Origin of the sequence: Psychrobacter aquaticus CMS 56 (assembly GCF_000471625.1) — a bacterium.
GTDB lineage: Bacteria > Pseudomonadota > Gammaproteobacteria > Pseudomonadales > Moraxellaceae > Psychrobacter > Psychrobacter aquaticus.
Genome location: NZ_AUSW01000034.1, coordinates 212,328 through 227,737, shown reverse-complemented (window position 1 = coordinate 227,737; position 15,410 = coordinate 212,328). Strand labels below are relative to the sequence as shown.

Genomic DNA, 15,410 nt, shown 5'->3' with positions numbered 1-15,410 from the left:
GATAGGGATTTTTAAAGGGGCATATTCTATCGTAAATATGCGCTACTAGGAAATCTATTCGGAACAGATATGACTTTGTTAATGGCAAAGTTAATGGCAAAAATTCCATACTCTGCTAGTATGTGTTTTTGTTTAACCTCTACCAATATCAGGATGCTTCTCTTGACCAGATTCACCGCACCCCCTATCACCAATATAGCAAATGATGTACTTCGTCAGCAACTACAGCAAATTCTTGATCTAAAAACCAAACCGCTTGGTGCGCTTGGACGATTAGAGGCGCTGGCATTGCAATTGGGTATGATTCAAGGGACAACCACGCCGCACATTGAGCAGCCACAAATCAGAGTGTTTGCGGCGGATCATGGTTTAACCAAGCATGGCACATCTGCTTATCCTAGCGCGGTTACTGCACAAATGGTATATAACTTTTTGCAAGGTGGGGCGGCGATCAATGTATTGGCACGCCAACATAATATTGCGCTCAAGGTTGTCGATGCGGGGGTAGATGCAGATTTTGCACCGCATCCGCAACTACTGAATTGTAAAATACGCCGTGGTAGTCGTGACGCATTAACAGAGTCTGCCATGACAGAAAGTGAGTGTTTGGCTGCGTTAAAAAACGGTATGGAAGTAGTCAAGGATTTACCCGGTAATTTATTGATTGTAGGCGAGATGGGTATCGGTAATACCTCAGCCGCTAGCTTATTATTGGCGAGATTGGGTGATATACCTATTGCGGATTGTATTGGTCGTGGCACCGGTCTTGATGATGTAGGATTGCAGCACAAAACCCATATTTTAAAGCAAGTATTAGCGCGTCATAGTGAGGAAAAAGCACCATTAGCAGCCCTTGCGGCACTCGGTGGCTTAGAGATTGCGATGATGGCAGGTGCACTGATTGGCGCTGCCAGCGAACGCCGTATTCTTTTAATGGATGGTTTTATTGCCAGTATCGCCTTGTTGGTTGCTGAACGTTTAGCGCCAGGCGTTGCCCAATATGCTGTATTTGCCCATCACTCAGTTGAGCCAGGTCACGCACATTTATTAGAGCTATTGTCAGCTAAGCCATTATTGGACATGGGCATGCGTTTGGGTGAAGGAAGCGGTGCGGCGCTAGCGTACCCGCTATTGCAATCAGCATGTGCCATTATGAAAGAGATGGCAAGTTTTAGTGATGCTGGTATCAGTGAGCAAAATCACTGATGTCATCGCCTTTAAAACTACCAAAGCAGTCAAAACAATCTGTGTCTAGACCAACCATTATACAGCTCATCAAATATGAATGGCGGTTGCTGCTCGTTGCCGTACAGTTTTTAACGCGACTGCCAGTACCTTCATTTACCAATTATGATCCGCAATGGTTACATCAGAGTAGCCGTCATTTCCCTGCCGTGGGTCTATTGGTTGGGCTGCTTTGTGCTGGCGTATTTTGGCTCGGTAGTGTTTTATTTACGCCACTGATTGCCGCAGTAATAAGTACCGCATTTGGTATTAGACTGACAGGTGCTTTTCATGAAGACGGTCTGGCGGATAGCTGCGATGGCTTGGGTGGCGGCCTGACTCGTGAGCTTACTTTAACGATTATGAAAGATTCGCGCTTAGGCACTTATGGTGTTTTAGGGTTAGTTTCAGTGCTGCTGCTTAAAATTACCTTGTTGGCTTCTATGCCACCATCGGTTGCTATCGTTGCACTTATTATCGGTCATACGGCTTCGCGTTTGCTATGTATTAGTCTGCTCGCTCTGTTGCCTTACGGCGGTGAGCTTGAGCATGCTAAAGCCAAACCGATGGCGCAGCAGCTGACGCTATTGCAGGGAGTGTTGAGCAGTGGTTGGCTGCTGTTGGCAGGAATATTGGTAATGGCCATATTTCCTAGTGGCATTCAACAAATCGGACTGAATCAATGGTTGCTGGCTTTGTTACTGGCACTAATCGCTACCGACCATATGCGGCGCTTATTACGTAGACGGCTTGATGGTTATACTGGTGATGGGCTAGGCGCGACACAGCAGCTCAGCGAAGTTGCCACATACATGGGAATTGCGGTATCTGTACCATTTGTCTAAATTTTAGCAACCAAATAGGAAAACCCACATCGATGATTCTCTATATTTGGCGTCACCCCAAACCAATTTTGGTAAAAGGTAGGTGCATTGGACAGACAGACATAGCCGTAGACAAACGTAAATTAAAACGCCTTGCCAATAAAATTGAGCGTTTTGTACGCCTGCATCAATTGCCCAAGGTTATTTGGGTTAGCCCATTACAACGTTCATTAGGCGTTGGGCAGATATTGGCGCAACGTGGTTTTCAATACAAAATTGCGTCTGAACTTGCTGAGATTAATTTTGGTGTATGGGACGGCCGCCCTTGGGAACAAATCGATAAGACAGAAATTGATGATTGGTGTCGTGATTTTGCCCATTTTGCCCCTAATGATGGTGAAAGCTTGCATCAATTATTTGAGCGTGCCGACAGTTGGTTGCATGATAGAGTTATCAAAAGTGAGTTCGAAAGTACAAATGGCTTTGAGAGCAATAGTGAGAGCAATGGTCAACCCATATTAGTCATTGGTCATGCAGGCTGGATTAACGCTGCCAAAATGATTGCTGCCAAAAAAAGTGTGCCAAAGATAGCTTCTGAATGGCCACAGTCTGTCAATTATCTGACGCATCATCGATTGGATTTTTGATCAAAGACATGATTAGAGTTGACAGTCGTTTTTAGGAGCAACTCATATTTCCTTCTGTTACTGAGAGCTACGCGATTCTATCAAACCACGCTTTGCTATTTTTGGCCGTTGTAGAGTCAAAGCTCACGTAGATACCCTCATCATCTAATGTTGCATACCAGTGATCGTCATTATTGCCAGTCAACAGCTGAAAATATCTATTATTCACAATTCTACCTACAGTGTAAATTTCACCTTCTAAATAGAAGTCATTACCCCGTATACATAACAATTTATCATTGGTTTTTATTTCACTGGTGTTTATCATACTTCATGCCTTGTCGAAAAATAAGAGTCGGTAAATAATATGAATAAAAGAATAGCAACTTAATTGATAATTATAAAGATGAGTTTATAGGTAGTATCTTATTGTTAAGTATAATATTTTTAAATGGTGTATTGCAGATAGTTACTAGAATATATCATTTTAAAAAAAATGATAATAAGTAGACAATGCTAGTGTGTGTACTCAATCTAAACGATAGCGATTAAATGGACTAAAAATGATTGAATATTGGCAAAACCGCGTCAAATAGCTGGTCAATATCCAAAGATTATCGGCGCTATTTTTCTCGTTTGGCTTCAATTGATCTCATTTTTATAACCGTTTTTAAAATGAGGGCAGAGCCTATATAATTTGACTGTTTTAAAAGTGCGCACAGTTACATTTTATTGATTTTATAGTGGCTTGAATATGATTTACAGGTAAAATATAGACATAAAAAAAGCCAGCAACATGACGTTACTGGCCTTTTTAGACTAAATCTAAATATTCAAAAAATTACTCTTCTGAATAATCTTCGTTTTCGTCTTCAACTTCTTCTGCTGACTCTTCGTTGTCGCCATCTTCAGAAAGAATGGTAACTAGAATAGTAGCGGTAACGTCATGGTGTAGCTGAATATCAACATTGTATTCGCCAATTTGACGTAAAGTGCCTTCAGGAAGCTTGATTTCAGCACGGTCAACTTCTAGACCTGAGTTAGTCAATGCTTCAGCGATATCGCGAGTACCGATAGAGCCGAATAGTTTGCCTTCGTCACCTGATTTAGCACGCATAATAACATTAACGTCAGTTAACGCTTCAGCACGTTCTTGAGCAATACTAACTTCTTTAGCTTCTTCAGCTTCGAGCTCGGCACGACGTGTTTCGAACTTTTCAATGTTAGCTTTAGTTGCAGGTAGTGCTTTGCCCTGTGGGACAAGAAAGTTACGTCCGTAACCTGGTTTTACATCGACAGTTTCACCGAGTTTACCAAGGTTGACGATACGCTGTAACAAAATAATTTGCATGAGTCATTCCTAGTTAACGGTTAACCTTGATGGTTATCAGTGTATGGAAGTAGCGATAAATAACGAGCTTGCTTGATAGCAGTCGCTAGTTGACGCTGATACTTAGTAGATGTACCGGTAATGCGGCTTGGTACGATTTTACCATTATCACTGATATACTGTTTTAGCAATTCAACATCTTTATAATCGATGTGAGTGATGCCTTCAGCAGTGAAACGGCAGAATTTGCGACGGCGATAGAAACGTGCCATGAGTATTCTCCTTTAATTAGTCTTCACTGTTGTCGTTGTCGTCACCATCGTTTTCACGACTGTCTGGACGACGAGTAGTTGCTTTGCGTGCGCGTTTTTCATCGGCATTCTTGGCTAACTGCGACTCTTCAGTGACAGCTTCGTCACGGCGCATAACTAGGCTACGAATGATCGCGTCGTTATAACGGAATAACTCTTCAAGCTCAGCCAAAGTCTCACCGTCAGTTTCAATGTTGAAAAGAACGTAATGAGCTTTGTGAATCTTGTTGATTGGGTAAGCCAGTTGACGACGACCCCAATCTTCTAAACGATGGATAGTGCCGTTGTTGTCTTGAACTAACTTGATATAGCGCTCGACCATGCCGACCACTTGGTCGCTTTGGTCTGGGTGTACAAGTAACACCAGTTCGTAATGTCGCATTATGACTCCTTACGGATTAGTAGCTATTAACCCTATGTTAATAGCAAGGAGATTTATAAGGTAAGCGAGATACCGAGCAAATATAGCAGGGCATAAGCTTAGTTTATAAAGCGCCGTATTATAACAGTACTTAATCATTAACACAAAGGTTAATCACTGAGGTGCTGCTAATAAAATATATGATGAACCAAATTAAAAACGTGGCTAAAAGAAGATTGTTTTATTTAAGAAGGTTATTTTATTTTTGGCTCTTTTACCAATTGACTGCTATCAGCTTTTACAACCAACGTTTTTGCAAGTTTGTCATGCCAACCGATGTTTTCAGGGCTTTTGGAGGCCATGTAATAATGGATAGCAATAATGACAAATCCTAAGAAGCTGGTGAAAGAGAACAACAAATTATAAATAATAAAAAGCAACAAGGTTCGCACACCGATAAGCTTGGTAAATGATGGCAGACGATGGGTGGTTTGATCCACGACACGAATACCAGTAAGTAGCTTACCCAATGATTGACCACGTAGCGTGATAAAGACCAGTTGTAGCGCAAATAAACCAAAGACCATGACTTGCGACATCATCAATGTACTACTAGGAAGGCTTTCCATTAGCGTCATTGAGTATTGATAAGCAGCGTCCATATCTTGGATGTTTTGGAACTTAGTATAATCCACATCCATTTTAGTCAATGCCAGCACTAATGGGACAATTGCCAATAAATACAATAAACCATTAATGGCAGTGGCTAGCACTCGCGACATGATAGGAGCAAGTACCACATTGCCAACGACTTTATCTTTGTCTGTGGTAGCTTTTTTAAGACTGGACTTGTTCAGTGACACGTTATTGTGCGGCGTTTGATGACGATTGGTCGTCATATCTGCTTTCACATTTTTAGGGTTCTCAGGCTTACCATATAGTCTATCTAGTGATACGGACTTACCATCTTTAGCACTAGTGGCTGTGTCTTCAGGAAAGACAGTCACATTATTGATGATAGAGTCATTCACCTCAGGTCTGTTAGCAATAGTCGGTTGATAAAGCGTTTGATTGTTGGTCAAATTACCGACGCGCTGCCATTGATCTAAGCCTTCATGCCACATCAAATCATCTAGTGACACTTCACCAGAGGCCAGCATAATATTAAGCTGCTCCAAATTGTATGGACCAGCTTGGACGTTATTTCGAGCAAGGAAAATCTGCATAATTGCCTGCATAGTTAGTCATATCTTAAGTCATTATATTAGGGTCTATCTGAAAAAATCAAATAGACCCTAAAAGCGGTAGCTTTAGACTGTGTGAATTATTGCTGTGACTTAACGTGATGGCTTATTTCGCTTCTTCACCCGCTAAGAAAAACCAAGTATCTAATACTGAATCAGGATTCAAGGATACCGAACTGATGCCTTGCTCCATGAGCCAATAAGCAAGATCTGGATGATCTGATGGACCTTGACCACAAATACCAACGTATTTGTTTTGTTTGCGGCAGGCGTCGATTGCCATAGACAATAGCTTCTTAACGGCAGGGTCACGCTCGTCAAATAGATGAGAGACGATACCTGAGTCACGATCAAGACCAAGGGTTAACTGAGTCAAATCGTTAGAACCAATTGAGAAGCCATCGAAGTGCTCTAGGAACTCTTCTGCTAGCAAAGCATTGGTTGGTAGCTCACACATCATAATGACACGTAGACCGTTCTCACCGCGTTTTAGGCCGTTTTTCGCCAGTAATTCGATTACTTGTGCTGCTTCGTCAACCGTACGTACGAATGGAATCATAATCTCGACATTGGTCAAGCCCATCTCATCACGTACACGTTTGAGCGCTTTGCACTCAAGCTCAAAGCAGTCACGGAAGTTATCAGACACATAACGGCTAGCACCGCGGAAGCCCAGCATTGGGTTTTCTTCTGATGGCTCGTATAATTTACCGCCGAGCAAGTTAGCATATTCGTTTGATTTAAAATCTGACATACGAACGATAACAGGTTGATCCATAAAGGCAACAGCTAACGTTGAGATACCTTCGACCAATTTATCAACGTAGAAGTCAACGGGAGAGGCATAACCAGCGATACGCTCATTGATGGCTTGTGAAATCTCACGTGGCAAGCTGTTCATGTTTAGCAATGCTTTTGGATGCACACCAATCATACGGTTGATGATGAATTCTAGACGCGCAAGACCAATACCTTCGTTTGGCATTTGCGTGAATGAGAAGGCGCGATCTGGGTTACCAACGTTCATCATGACTTTGAATGCAAGTTCTGGCATAGACTCAACAGAGTTGGTCTGTACTTCAAAATCAATCTGACTCTCATAGATAAAGCCAGTGTCACCTTCAGCACAAGAGGCAGTCACGTCTTGACCATCAACCAATAGCTCAGTGGCATTACCACAACCAACGATAGCAGGTACGCCAAGCTCACGAGCAATAATTGCAGCATGACAAGTACGGCCGCCGCGGTTAGTGATGATGGCAGAAGCACGCTTCATAACTGGCTCCCAATCCGGATCAGTCATGTCTGATACGAGTACATCGCCTTCTTGTACCTTGTCCATCTCGTTCAAATTACTAACGATACGTACTTTACCTGAACCGATACGCTGACCGATTGAGCGACCTTCACACAATACTTTGGCATTAGTGGTATCGATGATATAACGTTCCATGACATTACTGTCTTGACGGCTCTTAACCGTTTCTGGACGCGCTTGAACGATAAAGATCTCGTTAGTATCACCATCTTTTGCCCATTCGATGTCCATCGCTTGGCCATAATGCTTTTCAATCGTTACCGCTTGCTTGGCAAGTGACGTCAGCTCTTCAGTAGATAAAGAGAACTGCATACGATCTTGTTTTTCAACATCGACCGTTTTGACTGATTTGGCAGTGCTGCCTTCGTCACCGTAGATCATCTTCTTATGCTTACTACCGAGATTACGGCGGATAACAGAAGGTTTACCATCGGCTAGTAGACGTTTTGAGATGTAGAATTCATCTGGGTTTACCGCACCCTGTACAACCATTTCACCTAGGCCGTAGCTTGATGTGATGAAAACCACTTGGTCAAAGCCGCTTTCGGTATCTAGCGTAAACATAACGCCCGCCGCGCCAGTTTCTGAACGTACCATGCGCTGTACCGCAGCAGATAGGGCAACGCCTTCATGCTCAAAACCTTTATGAACACGGTAAGAGATGGCGCGGTCGTTATATAGTGAGGCAAATACTTCTTTAATAGCAATTAGGACGTTATCAATACCGCGAATGTTCAAGAACGTTTCTTGTTGACCGGCAAATGATGCATCTGGCAAATCTTCAGCAGTTGCAGAAGAACGTACAGCAACAGCGATATCTTCGCCGCCACTCATGGTTTCAAATGACTGACGCACTTCTTGTTCAAGATCTTTTGGCAGTTCTTGCTCAATAATCCAAGTACGGATCTTTTTACCAGTGACTGCAAGCTTATTAACATCATTCACATCTAATGTTTTTAGCTCACTGTTGATTTTGTCAAGTAAGCCCGTTTCGGTCAAAAAACGGTTGAATGCATTTGAAGTGGTGGCAAAGCCGCCTGGAACACTAACGCCTAAATCAGAAAGATGGCTGATCATCTCACCAAGTGAGGCATTTTTGCCACCGACCATCTCAATGTCGTCTTTTCCTAGCTGATCAAGATTGATTACAAGTGCTGTAGATTGCGCTGCCATGATAACTCCAGAAAATAAGGTTATTTAGTAAAGATTATAACGGTGAATTATACCGCCATATTAAGAGGATTTCGAGGAGTTTAACCAAAAAACTTGTTAAAAATATACAAATTGTCGAGTTTGCTACATAACTTGTAGAGATCATCGCAATTTTTTATTAGTAGAACGTCTGTAAAATAACGCTCAATCGAAATGGCGAGACCAAAAACAGTGTTGGTTTCTAAGTGTACGCCTGTAACATTAATTTCTATTAGATCTCCATTATGCGTATAATGTAGACCATAGATAGAAGAGATTTTTCATTATGTAACTCTCTTATTTTAATAAGTATCCAATCTTAGTACTTATATCAAATGCCACATTATGCGTTCAATCAGCCAAAGATAGATTAAAATAAAGCGCTAAATAAAGGTTACTATTGTGTTTTCAATCGAGGTGCCAACGTTATGTACTCAAGCAATCCAGCGGAACAAGTGAATCCTACTATTCAAAATCGCAATGCTCTAAATTCAGACAGCTCGCAAGCCATTAGAACCGCGTTCTTTATTTCAGACGGCACAGCGATTACTGCTGAGACGCTCGGACGTGCTATCTTGAGCCAATTTGCTTCGGTACCTTTTGAGACAAGAGTGTTGCCCTATGTGGACAGTTTGGAGCGCGCTGAAGAGGCAGTTGAGCAAATTAATATGGCCTATCAACGGGATGGTTTTTTGCCTCTGGTGTTTGATACTATTGTAAATCCTGAAATTCGTGAAAAAATCAACTCGGCAGAAAGCTGTAATTTAGACATGTATGAGGGTTTGATTGGGCGTGTTGCAGAAGAGACGGGAGTGGAGCCAGATGGCCACTCAGGTCATGCGCATGATGACGTTGATTCTGAGACTTATAAAGAACGTATCGACGCAGTTCATTTTGCCTTAGACAATGACGATGGTGCGCGTACTCGTCATTATGATGCGGCAGATATTATTTTGATTGGGGTATCTCGCTCCGGCAAAACGCCAACTTCATTATATTTAGCGTTACAATTTGGTATTCGCGCCGCCAATTATCCTTTGACCGAGGATGACTTGTATGACAATCAATTGCCAAAAGCATTACGCGCGCACAAAGACAAGCTATTTGGTCTACTGATTGATACTGATCGTTTGGTAAAAATTCGTCAAGAACGCCGCGCAGGCAGTCGGTATTCGAGCTATCAACAATGTCAGCAAGAGCAGCGCGCGATACAAGGGATTTATATTACCCATGGTATTTCAAGCCTAGATGTGTCTGAGATGTCTGTTGAAGAAATCGCCACGCGTATTTTGCAGATGACAGGTCTTAAGCGCCGTATTGGTTGATAAAGGACAATAACAACTGATTGAGTATTGCGAAATATAATATAGTGTCAAAACGTATGGTGAGCATACCTTAGTATTACAATTTCGACTCATCTATGTATAAATTCACTTATTGGTTTAAACGATAAATAAATACGCATAAAGAGGACATGATGGTAAGTAAAAAAGCAAGTGACGCAACTAATAATATCGATGAGGATACTCATACTGAAGTATCGAATAAAGAGAGTGGTCGTGTGCCCAGTCCTGAGCACACTGAAGCTCAAAGTGAAAAACAAAAAATTGAGCAGACTCATGAGCAAGTCACTGATGATGTCATGCATCACCCCGATCTCATCAATCCGCTCGATGATATCCGTATTGACATCAAATCTGGTTTTGCTAAAGATTCGCGCCGTTTAAAAAGTGACGATCACGAGTATGAGTATGATGCTGTTGTTTTAGGTGCAGGCCCTGCTGGTGAAGCTGCTGCGATGAAGCTGACCAAGTCTGGTAAAAGAGTGGTCGTCGTTGATCCGCGTGACCAAGTAGGTGGTAACTCTACTCATGTGGGTACCATTCCAAGTAAAGCGCTGCGCCAATCAGTATTTAACTTAATTAACTTTCGCCGTGACCCTATGTTCACCAAGGCGATGGAATATAAGCAAGTACCTCTAAATAGTGTACTGGCCAATGCCCGTCAAGTGATACGCCGTCAGGTAAATACTCACACACGTTTTTATGAACGTAACCGTATTGAAGTTATTCAAGGTTGGGCAAGTTTTATCGACAACCATACTTTACGTATCGAAACCGATGACAATGTTTTTGAGACCATTACCTTTAACAAAGCCATTGTGACTGTTGGTAGCCGCCCATATCGTCCTGACATTTTAGATTTTAATCATCCACGTGTGTTTGACTCTGATAAAATCCTACAAATGGACTATATCGTCAAAAAAATCATCATTTATGGTGCTGGCGTGATTGGTTGTGAGTATGCCTCTATCTTTACAGGGCTTGGTTACAAAGTTGATTTGATCAATAACCAAGATCAGCTACTCAGTTATTTAGATAGTGAAATCAGTGATGCTATCGCCCACGATTTTAGACAATTTGGTGTCCTTATCCGCAGCAATGAAGAGATTGATCACCTTGAAACTCATGATGATTATGTGATTTTACACCTCAAAAGTGGTAAAAAAATCAAATCTGATGCCATTCTTTGGTCAAATGGACGCTCGGGTAATACGGAAAGTCTAAACTTAGACGCCATCGGTCTTAAAGCCAATAGCCGTGGCCAATTAAAAGTTGACGACACCTATCGTACTGAGATCGACAACATTTATGCCGCTGGTGATGTTATCGGTTGGCCGTCGCTCGCATCTGCAGCTTACGACCAAGGGCGCTGTGCCGCCGCCTTTATGGTGGGTGATAGCGATGCTGAGCCAGTATCAAGTGTCCCGACTGGTATTTATACGATTCCTGAAATATCGTGTATTGGTAAAACTGAGCAAGAGCTGACGGATGAAAAAGTGCCTTATGAAGTGGGACAAGCATTCTTCAAGCATCTTGCTCGTGCGCAAATCATCGGTGAGCGTACTGGCGTTCTAAAAATACTATTCCACCGTGAGACGTTAGAGATATTAGGTATCCATTGCTACGGCAATCATGCGTCAGAGATTATTCACATTGGACAAGCAGTGATGAAATGTAAGAGTAATAATACGCTTGAGTATTTTGTCAATACCACATTCAATTATCCAACGATGGCAGAAGCTTACCGCGTGGCGGCATTGAACGGCTTGAATCGAGTGTTTTAATTTATAAAATGTTTATAGGGTACTGTGAATAGAAAAAGCGTCTACAACACCAGTAGGCGCTTTTTTTGTATACTTCGTCACCCTAGTCGGTGACCAAGATTGGGGCAAATGCGCTCTAGTACACTCGAATGGCGCAAGGCTTGGCGTTCTCTATTGCTTCAGAATTAAAAATAGCACCAAAGGCTACGATAAAGGCTGAATAATAAAGCCAAAGCATAATCACCACGGCGGCTGAAAGCGCGCCAAATTCAGCGCTATAATTATTGAAATTTTGTACATAAATCGAAAACAGGGCAGACAATATGATCCAAAGAATAGTCGCCAAAGCTGCGCCTGGCATCAATTGTTTTAACGCTATGGCATCACGGTTTGGGGCTAGACGATATAGACCTAAAAAGCTTGAGAATATGATACCAGCCAATATTGGCCATCTGCTCCAAAGCGCAATCGTCTTAGCCACTTGAGGGAAAGGGAAATAAGCCGCTATTAAAGGAATAACAGCGATAGAAGAGATCGCTATGATCAAAACCACTATCGCTGCAAAGGTCAAACCAACTGCTCGAATTGTGCTCTGTATCAAGCCGCGCTCTTGAGTGATATGAAAGGCAAGATTGATAAGAATGATTAAAGACTTGATACCTTTAGCGCCAGCATAAAGAGCGAGCAAGCTCGATACAATAAGGCTGAAAGTTAATGCGGATGCAGTGTTAGAGACCAACTCGCTTAAGCGTGAATTAAGGACTTCATACACAGTATCAGGTATAAAGGCGCGCAAAAATGAGATCTGCTCGTACATCTCAGCGGGCGAAAACGCTAGACCATAAAGTAGCACAAACACAGCCATTACTGGAAAAATGGACAAAAAACCAAAAAACCCCACGCTCGCACAATGTGCCCAAATATTAGAACTATTTGCTATACGCCACGCTTCTAGTAAGGTCTTCAGCCAACTTATCGATTTGGAAGTCATTTTTTTCATAAAACAGTTATTCGCAATAAAATTAGTAATAGTAAGGTTATCAGTAGTTGTATGATAACCAGTATAAGCGCTTATTCACCTACCCTACGATTTTTAATATAAAATTATCATTCAGTATACAAAGTCGGCAATCGAATCTCGGCGGCATTGATATAAGCGTCAGTAGATAGTTACAAAGTTCAAATGACTGAAATAAGATAGGATGTGAGTGATGACAGGATATATTTTGGCTTTAGACCAAGGGACAACGTCAAGTCGAGCGATATTGTACGATGATCATGCGCGTCCAATTAAAATGGCACAGCAGCCGACGACTTTAAAAACGCCACAAGCAGATTTTGTTGAACAAGACGCGCAGCAAATTTGGCAAACTCAAATCAGTTGTGCCCATGATGTGATTAACCAAGCAGGGCTACTCGCTACCGATGTTAACAGTATTGCGATTACCAATCAGCGAGAGTCCATTGTTATTTGGGATAAACAAACGGGCAAACCTTTAGCACCTGCCATCATTTGGCAAGACAGACGCACCGCAAGCTATTGCAAAACCCTTGCGACTGAGATTCCTACCAGCATCAATAATGGCAATCAGGACGACATAGCAAGTGACATACAACGTATCACAGGCTTACGCTTAGATCCGTATTTTAGCGCCAGCAAAATCGCTTGGCTGCTAGAACACAATCCCAAATGGCGTACGCGCGCCAACAAAGGCGAAATAGCGGTCGGTACCATAGACAGTTGGCTTATATACAAGCTTACAGGTGGCGAGCATGTCATTGATGTGACCAATGCTTCTCGTACTTTGTTGTATGACATCCATAAAATGGCGTGGTCAGAAGACTTGTGCGCTCTTTTTGCGATACCGATGGGGATGTTGCCTAAAGTTTTGCCTTCTGATGGTGATTTTGGGAAAACCAAAAAAGGATTGTTTGCCAAACAGATTCCTATTCATGCGGTATTAGGCGACCAGCAAGCGGCGCTGTTTGGACAAGGTTGTCTCGATGCAGGCATGGCCAAAAATACATATGGCACAGGTTGTTTTATGCTGATGAATATTGGCCAAAAACCCAAACTCAGTGCGCATAAACTATTGACTACCATCGCTTGGCAACGAAAATCTGAGTCAACTCGTCCAGAGAGTCTCTCATTTGATCAAATCGTCCAATCAGGACGACGCATGTTACAACCACCAAAAAAGGAAGTTACTTATGCCTTAGAAGGCAGTGTGTTTATGGCAGGTGCCATTGTCCAGTGGCTGCGCGATAATCTGGGTATGATTCAACAAAGCGGTGAGGTTGAGCATTTGGCACGGCAAGTCGATAGTAGTGGCGAGGTAGTCCTGTTGCCTGCATTTACAGGGCTTGGTGCTCCTTATTGGCGCTCGGATATCAGCGCGAGTATTACGGGAATGAGCCGTGGCACCACCAAAGCCCATATTGCGCGAGCGGCTTTAGAAGCGATTGCCTATCAAACCTATGACGTACTGATCGCTATGCAAAAAGACAGTCCTCATCCACTCACCGAACTGAGAGTGGATGGTGGGGCGGCTAATAATGACTTACTTATGCAGTTTCAGGCAGATTTGCTGGATGTGCCAGTACTGCGTCCAAAAGATACAGAAGTCACCGCCAAAGGTGCTGCGTTACTTGCTGGGTTGAAAACAGGTCTATACGATGAAGCAACGATGCAAGCCTCATGGCAAGTCGAACGAGTTTTTGAAGCCACCATGTCTGCCGATATGCGTCAGGCGCATCTTTATAAGTGGCAACAAGCTATAGATAGAGCGTTGAGCATGATATAAATATAAATATTGAGTCATGTCATTCAAGTTTAGTAACAGCTTAATCAATCATTACTTAAAGAGGGTGACTGCCATACAAAAGGATTTTCAAGATACAGGCTGTAACGTAAGACACTCGTAATTCGGACACAGTTTACATAATCGTTCTATCTGTCTGCACCTATAAATTCTTATACTTTAGACGAATCAAGCAACATTGCTGATTTTTTATTATTTAATATACTTTATTACTTAATAAATTAGCACTTAATAACTCTAATATATAACAATGCATTTAAGGATAATATTATGAATAACGATGGCCGTATTACAGACACTGATAACCGTGTAATTGCTGATGATTACCTTGAAGTAGGTGATAGAGAGCGTATAATTGACGACAACGAACGTAGAGCAACCGATAACGACCATATGATAAACGGCAATCGAGTTACTAGACATGATAACGATAACATTATAAATGACCACGATGCTATCGATCGTAGTGAAGTAAAACACATGTCAGACGAAACAAAAGACGATTTAAACGCGGATATGATCACAGGTGAGCCAGGTTCGCATCCAGTAGGTACAGGTATTGGTGGTATTGGCGGTGCAGCAGCAGGCGCGGCTATCGGTACAATGGCAGGACCATTAGGTACGCTAATTGGTGGTGCTATTGGTGCTATCGTTGGTGGCAGTGCAGGACATGCAGCAGGTGAAGCAATGAATCCAACACATGAAGAAGCGTACTGGCGCGCAGAGCATGCAAACGCTGACTATTACAGAGAAGGTCATGATTTTGACCGAGATTTGCACCCAGCCTATGCAGTAGGTTATGCCAACCGTGCTCGTTATCCCGCTGATGCTCGTTTTGAAGACCACGAAGCAGACCTAGAGCGTTCATGGCAGGAAGTGAAGGGTGAGTCACGCATGGAGTGGAATGATGCTCGCCGTGCATCACGTGATGCATGGAACCGTGTGTCAAAATAACAATAAGCTAAAATATAGTAAAATAATGGTATATAGGCTCAAATTAATTAGGTGCAACTAATGGCCTATTTAATTTAAGTAAGTAAACAATGCAGAAGC

The 15,410-nt window shown here is 42.4% G+C and carries 14 protein-coding genes; 7 read left to right on the top strand and 7 right to left on the bottom strand.

The features are described 5' to 3' along the window. The first annotated feature begins 153 nt into the window (after positions 1-153). Genes cobT through M917_RS10505 form a run of 3 tightly spaced genes read left to right on the top strand, consistent with a single transcriptional unit; the run spans position 154 to position 2,695 of the window. The gene (gene cobT / locus M917_RS10515) at positions 154-1,206 is read left to right on the top strand and encodes a nicotinate-nucleotide--dimethylbenzimidazole phosphoribosyltransferase (protein ID WP_040642714.1); all 1,053 of its coding nucleotides are present in this window, start codon (positions 154-156) and stop codon (positions 1,204-1,206) included. After that, complete coding sequence (cobS, locus tag M917_RS10510; RefSeq protein WP_021814823.1) at positions 1,206-2,069, top strand: adenosylcobinamide-GDP ribazoletransferase; 864 nt, start codon at positions 1,206-1,208, stop codon at positions 2,067-2,069. The genes cobT and cobS overlap by 1 nt, the downstream gene beginning before the upstream one ends. A 32-nt stretch (positions 2,070-2,101) precedes the next feature. Further along, the gene (locus tag M917_RS10505; RefSeq protein WP_021814822.1) at positions 2,102-2,695 is read left to right on the top strand and encodes a histidine phosphatase family protein; all 594 of its coding nucleotides are present in this window, start codon (positions 2,102-2,104) and stop codon (positions 2,693-2,695) included. A gap of 67 nt (positions 2,696-2,762) precedes the next feature. Here M917_RS10505 and M917_RS10500 read toward each other — a convergent pair whose 3' ends face one another. From M917_RS10500 to ppsA, 6 genes are all read right to left on the bottom strand, one after another. Next, positions 2,763-3,002: a hypothetical protein gene (locus tag M917_RS10500; RefSeq protein WP_040642605.1), complete on the bottom strand. Its 240-nt coding sequence runs from the start codon at positions 3,000-3,002 to the stop codon at positions 2,763-2,765. A 513-nt stretch (positions 3,003-3,515) separates the two neighbouring features. Further along, on the bottom strand, positions 3,516-4,025 hold the full coding sequence (rplI, locus tag M917_RS10495; protein ID WP_021814819.1) for a 50S ribosomal protein L9: 510 nt from the start codon (positions 4,023-4,025) through the stop codon (positions 3,516-3,518). Positions 4,026-4,045: 20 nt separating this feature from the next. After that, on the bottom strand, positions 4,046-4,276 hold the full coding sequence (gene rpsR / locus M917_RS10490; protein WP_010198808.1) for a 30S ribosomal protein S18: 231 nt from the start codon (positions 4,274-4,276) through the stop codon (positions 4,046-4,048). 16 nt (positions 4,277-4,292) lie between these two features. Continuing rightward, a complete protein-coding gene (gene rpsF / locus M917_RS10485; protein WP_021814818.1) occupies positions 4,293-4,697 on the bottom strand; it encodes a 30S ribosomal protein S6 in 405 nt (134 codons plus the stop codon). Positions 4,698-4,930: 233 nt separating this feature from the next. Next, entirely contained in the window at positions 4,931-5,914 is a 984-nt protein-coding gene (locus tag M917_RS10480; RefSeq protein ID WP_021814817.1) for an RDD family protein, read from the bottom strand. 112 nt (positions 5,915-6,026) lie between these two features. Then, a complete protein-coding gene (ppsA, locus tag M917_RS10475; RefSeq protein ID WP_021814816.1) occupies positions 6,027-8,411 on the bottom strand; it encodes a phosphoenolpyruvate synthase in 2,385 nt (794 codons plus the stop codon). 446 nt (positions 8,412-8,857) lie between these two features. Here ppsA and ppsR point away from each other — a divergent pair, with 446 nt between their 5' ends. Together ppsR and sthA are read left to right on the top strand one after the other, a co-directional pair. After that, positions 8,858-9,754, top strand: a complete 897-nt coding sequence (ppsR, locus tag M917_RS10470; protein ID WP_021814815.1) for a posphoenolpyruvate synthetase regulatory kinase/phosphorylase PpsR — start codon at positions 8,858-8,860, stop codon at positions 9,752-9,754. 152 nt (positions 9,755-9,906) lie between these two features. Next, the gene (gene sthA / locus M917_RS10465) at positions 9,907-11,556 is read left to right on the top strand and encodes a Si-specific NAD(P)(+) transhydrogenase (protein ID WP_021814814.1); all 1,650 of its coding nucleotides are present in this window, start codon (positions 9,907-9,909) and stop codon (positions 11,554-11,556) included. A gap of 115 nt (positions 11,557-11,671) precedes the next feature. Here sthA and M917_RS10460 read toward each other — a convergent pair whose 3' ends face one another. After that, the gene (locus M917_RS10460; RefSeq protein WP_021814813.1) at positions 11,672-12,526 is read right to left on the bottom strand and encodes a YihY/virulence factor BrkB family protein; all 855 of its coding nucleotides are present in this window, start codon (positions 12,524-12,526) and stop codon (positions 11,672-11,674) included. A gap of 220 nt (positions 12,527-12,746) precedes the next feature. On the opposite strand from M917_RS10460, the gene glpK reads away from it, so the two are divergent. Both glpK and M917_RS10450 read left to right on the top strand, forming a co-directional pair. Then, positions 12,747-14,339, top strand: a complete 1,593-nt coding sequence (glpK, locus tag M917_RS10455) for a glycerol kinase GlpK (RefSeq protein WP_021814812.1) — start codon at positions 12,747-12,749, stop codon at positions 14,337-14,339. Positions 14,340-14,837: 498 nt separating this feature from the next. Then, entirely contained in the window at positions 14,838-15,311 is a 474-nt protein-coding gene (locus tag M917_RS10450; protein WP_200861763.1) for a hypothetical protein, read from the top strand. The last annotated feature ends 99 nt before the right edge of the window (positions 15,312-15,410 follow it).

What these genes read in the sequence shown, in the direction of transcription:
- M917_RS10500 (WP_040642605.1), bottom strand. Translation starts at nt 3,002, where the DNA reads ATGATAAACACCAGTGAAATAAAAACCAATGATAAATTGTTATGTATA.
- ppsA (WP_021814816.1), bottom strand. Translation starts at nt 8,411, where the DNA reads ATGGCAGCGCAATCTACAGCACTTGTAATCAATCTTGATCAGCTAGGA.
- rplI (WP_021814819.1), bottom strand. Translation starts at nt 4,025, where the DNA reads ATGCAAATTATTTTGTTACAGCGTATCGTCAACCTTGGTAAACTCGGT.
- ppsR (WP_021814815.1), top strand. Translation starts at nt 8,858, where the DNA reads ATGTACTCAAGCAATCCAGCGGAACAAGTGAATCCTACTATTCAAAAT.
- M917_RS10505 (WP_021814822.1), top strand. Translation starts at nt 2,102, where the DNA reads ATGATTCTCTATATTTGGCGTCACCCCAAACCAATTTTGGTAAAAGGT.
- glpK (WP_021814812.1), top strand. Translation starts at nt 12,747, where the DNA reads ATGACAGGATATATTTTGGCTTTAGACCAAGGGACAACGTCAAGTCGA.
- rpsR (WP_010198808.1), bottom strand. Translation starts at nt 4,276, where the DNA reads ATGGCACGTTTCTATCGCCGTCGCAAATTCTGCCGTTTCACTGCTGAA.
- M917_RS10450 (WP_200861763.1), top strand. Translation starts at nt 14,838, where the DNA reads ATGTCAGACGAAACAAAAGACGATTTAAACGCGGATATGATCACAGGT.
- cobS (WP_021814823.1), top strand. Translation starts at nt 1,206, where the DNA reads ATGTCATCGCCTTTAAAACTACCAAAGCAGTCAAAACAATCTGTGTCT.
- sthA (WP_021814814.1), top strand. Translation starts at nt 9,907, where the DNA reads ATGGTAAGTAAAAAAGCAAGTGACGCAACTAATAATATCGATGAGGAT.
- M917_RS10460 (WP_021814813.1), bottom strand. Translation starts at nt 12,526, where the DNA reads ATGACTTCCAAATCGATAAGTTGGCTGAAGACCTTACTAGAAGCGTGG.
- cobT (WP_040642714.1), top strand. Translation starts at nt 154, where the DNA reads ATGCTTCTCTTGACCAGATTCACCGCACCCCCTATCACCAATATAGCA.
- M917_RS10480 (WP_021814817.1), bottom strand. Translation starts at nt 5,914, where the DNA reads ATGCAGGCAATTATGCAGATTTTCCTTGCTCGAAATAACGTCCAAGCT.
- rpsF (WP_021814818.1), bottom strand. Translation starts at nt 4,697, where the DNA reads ATGCGACATTACGAACTGGTGTTACTTGTACACCCAGACCAAAGCGAC.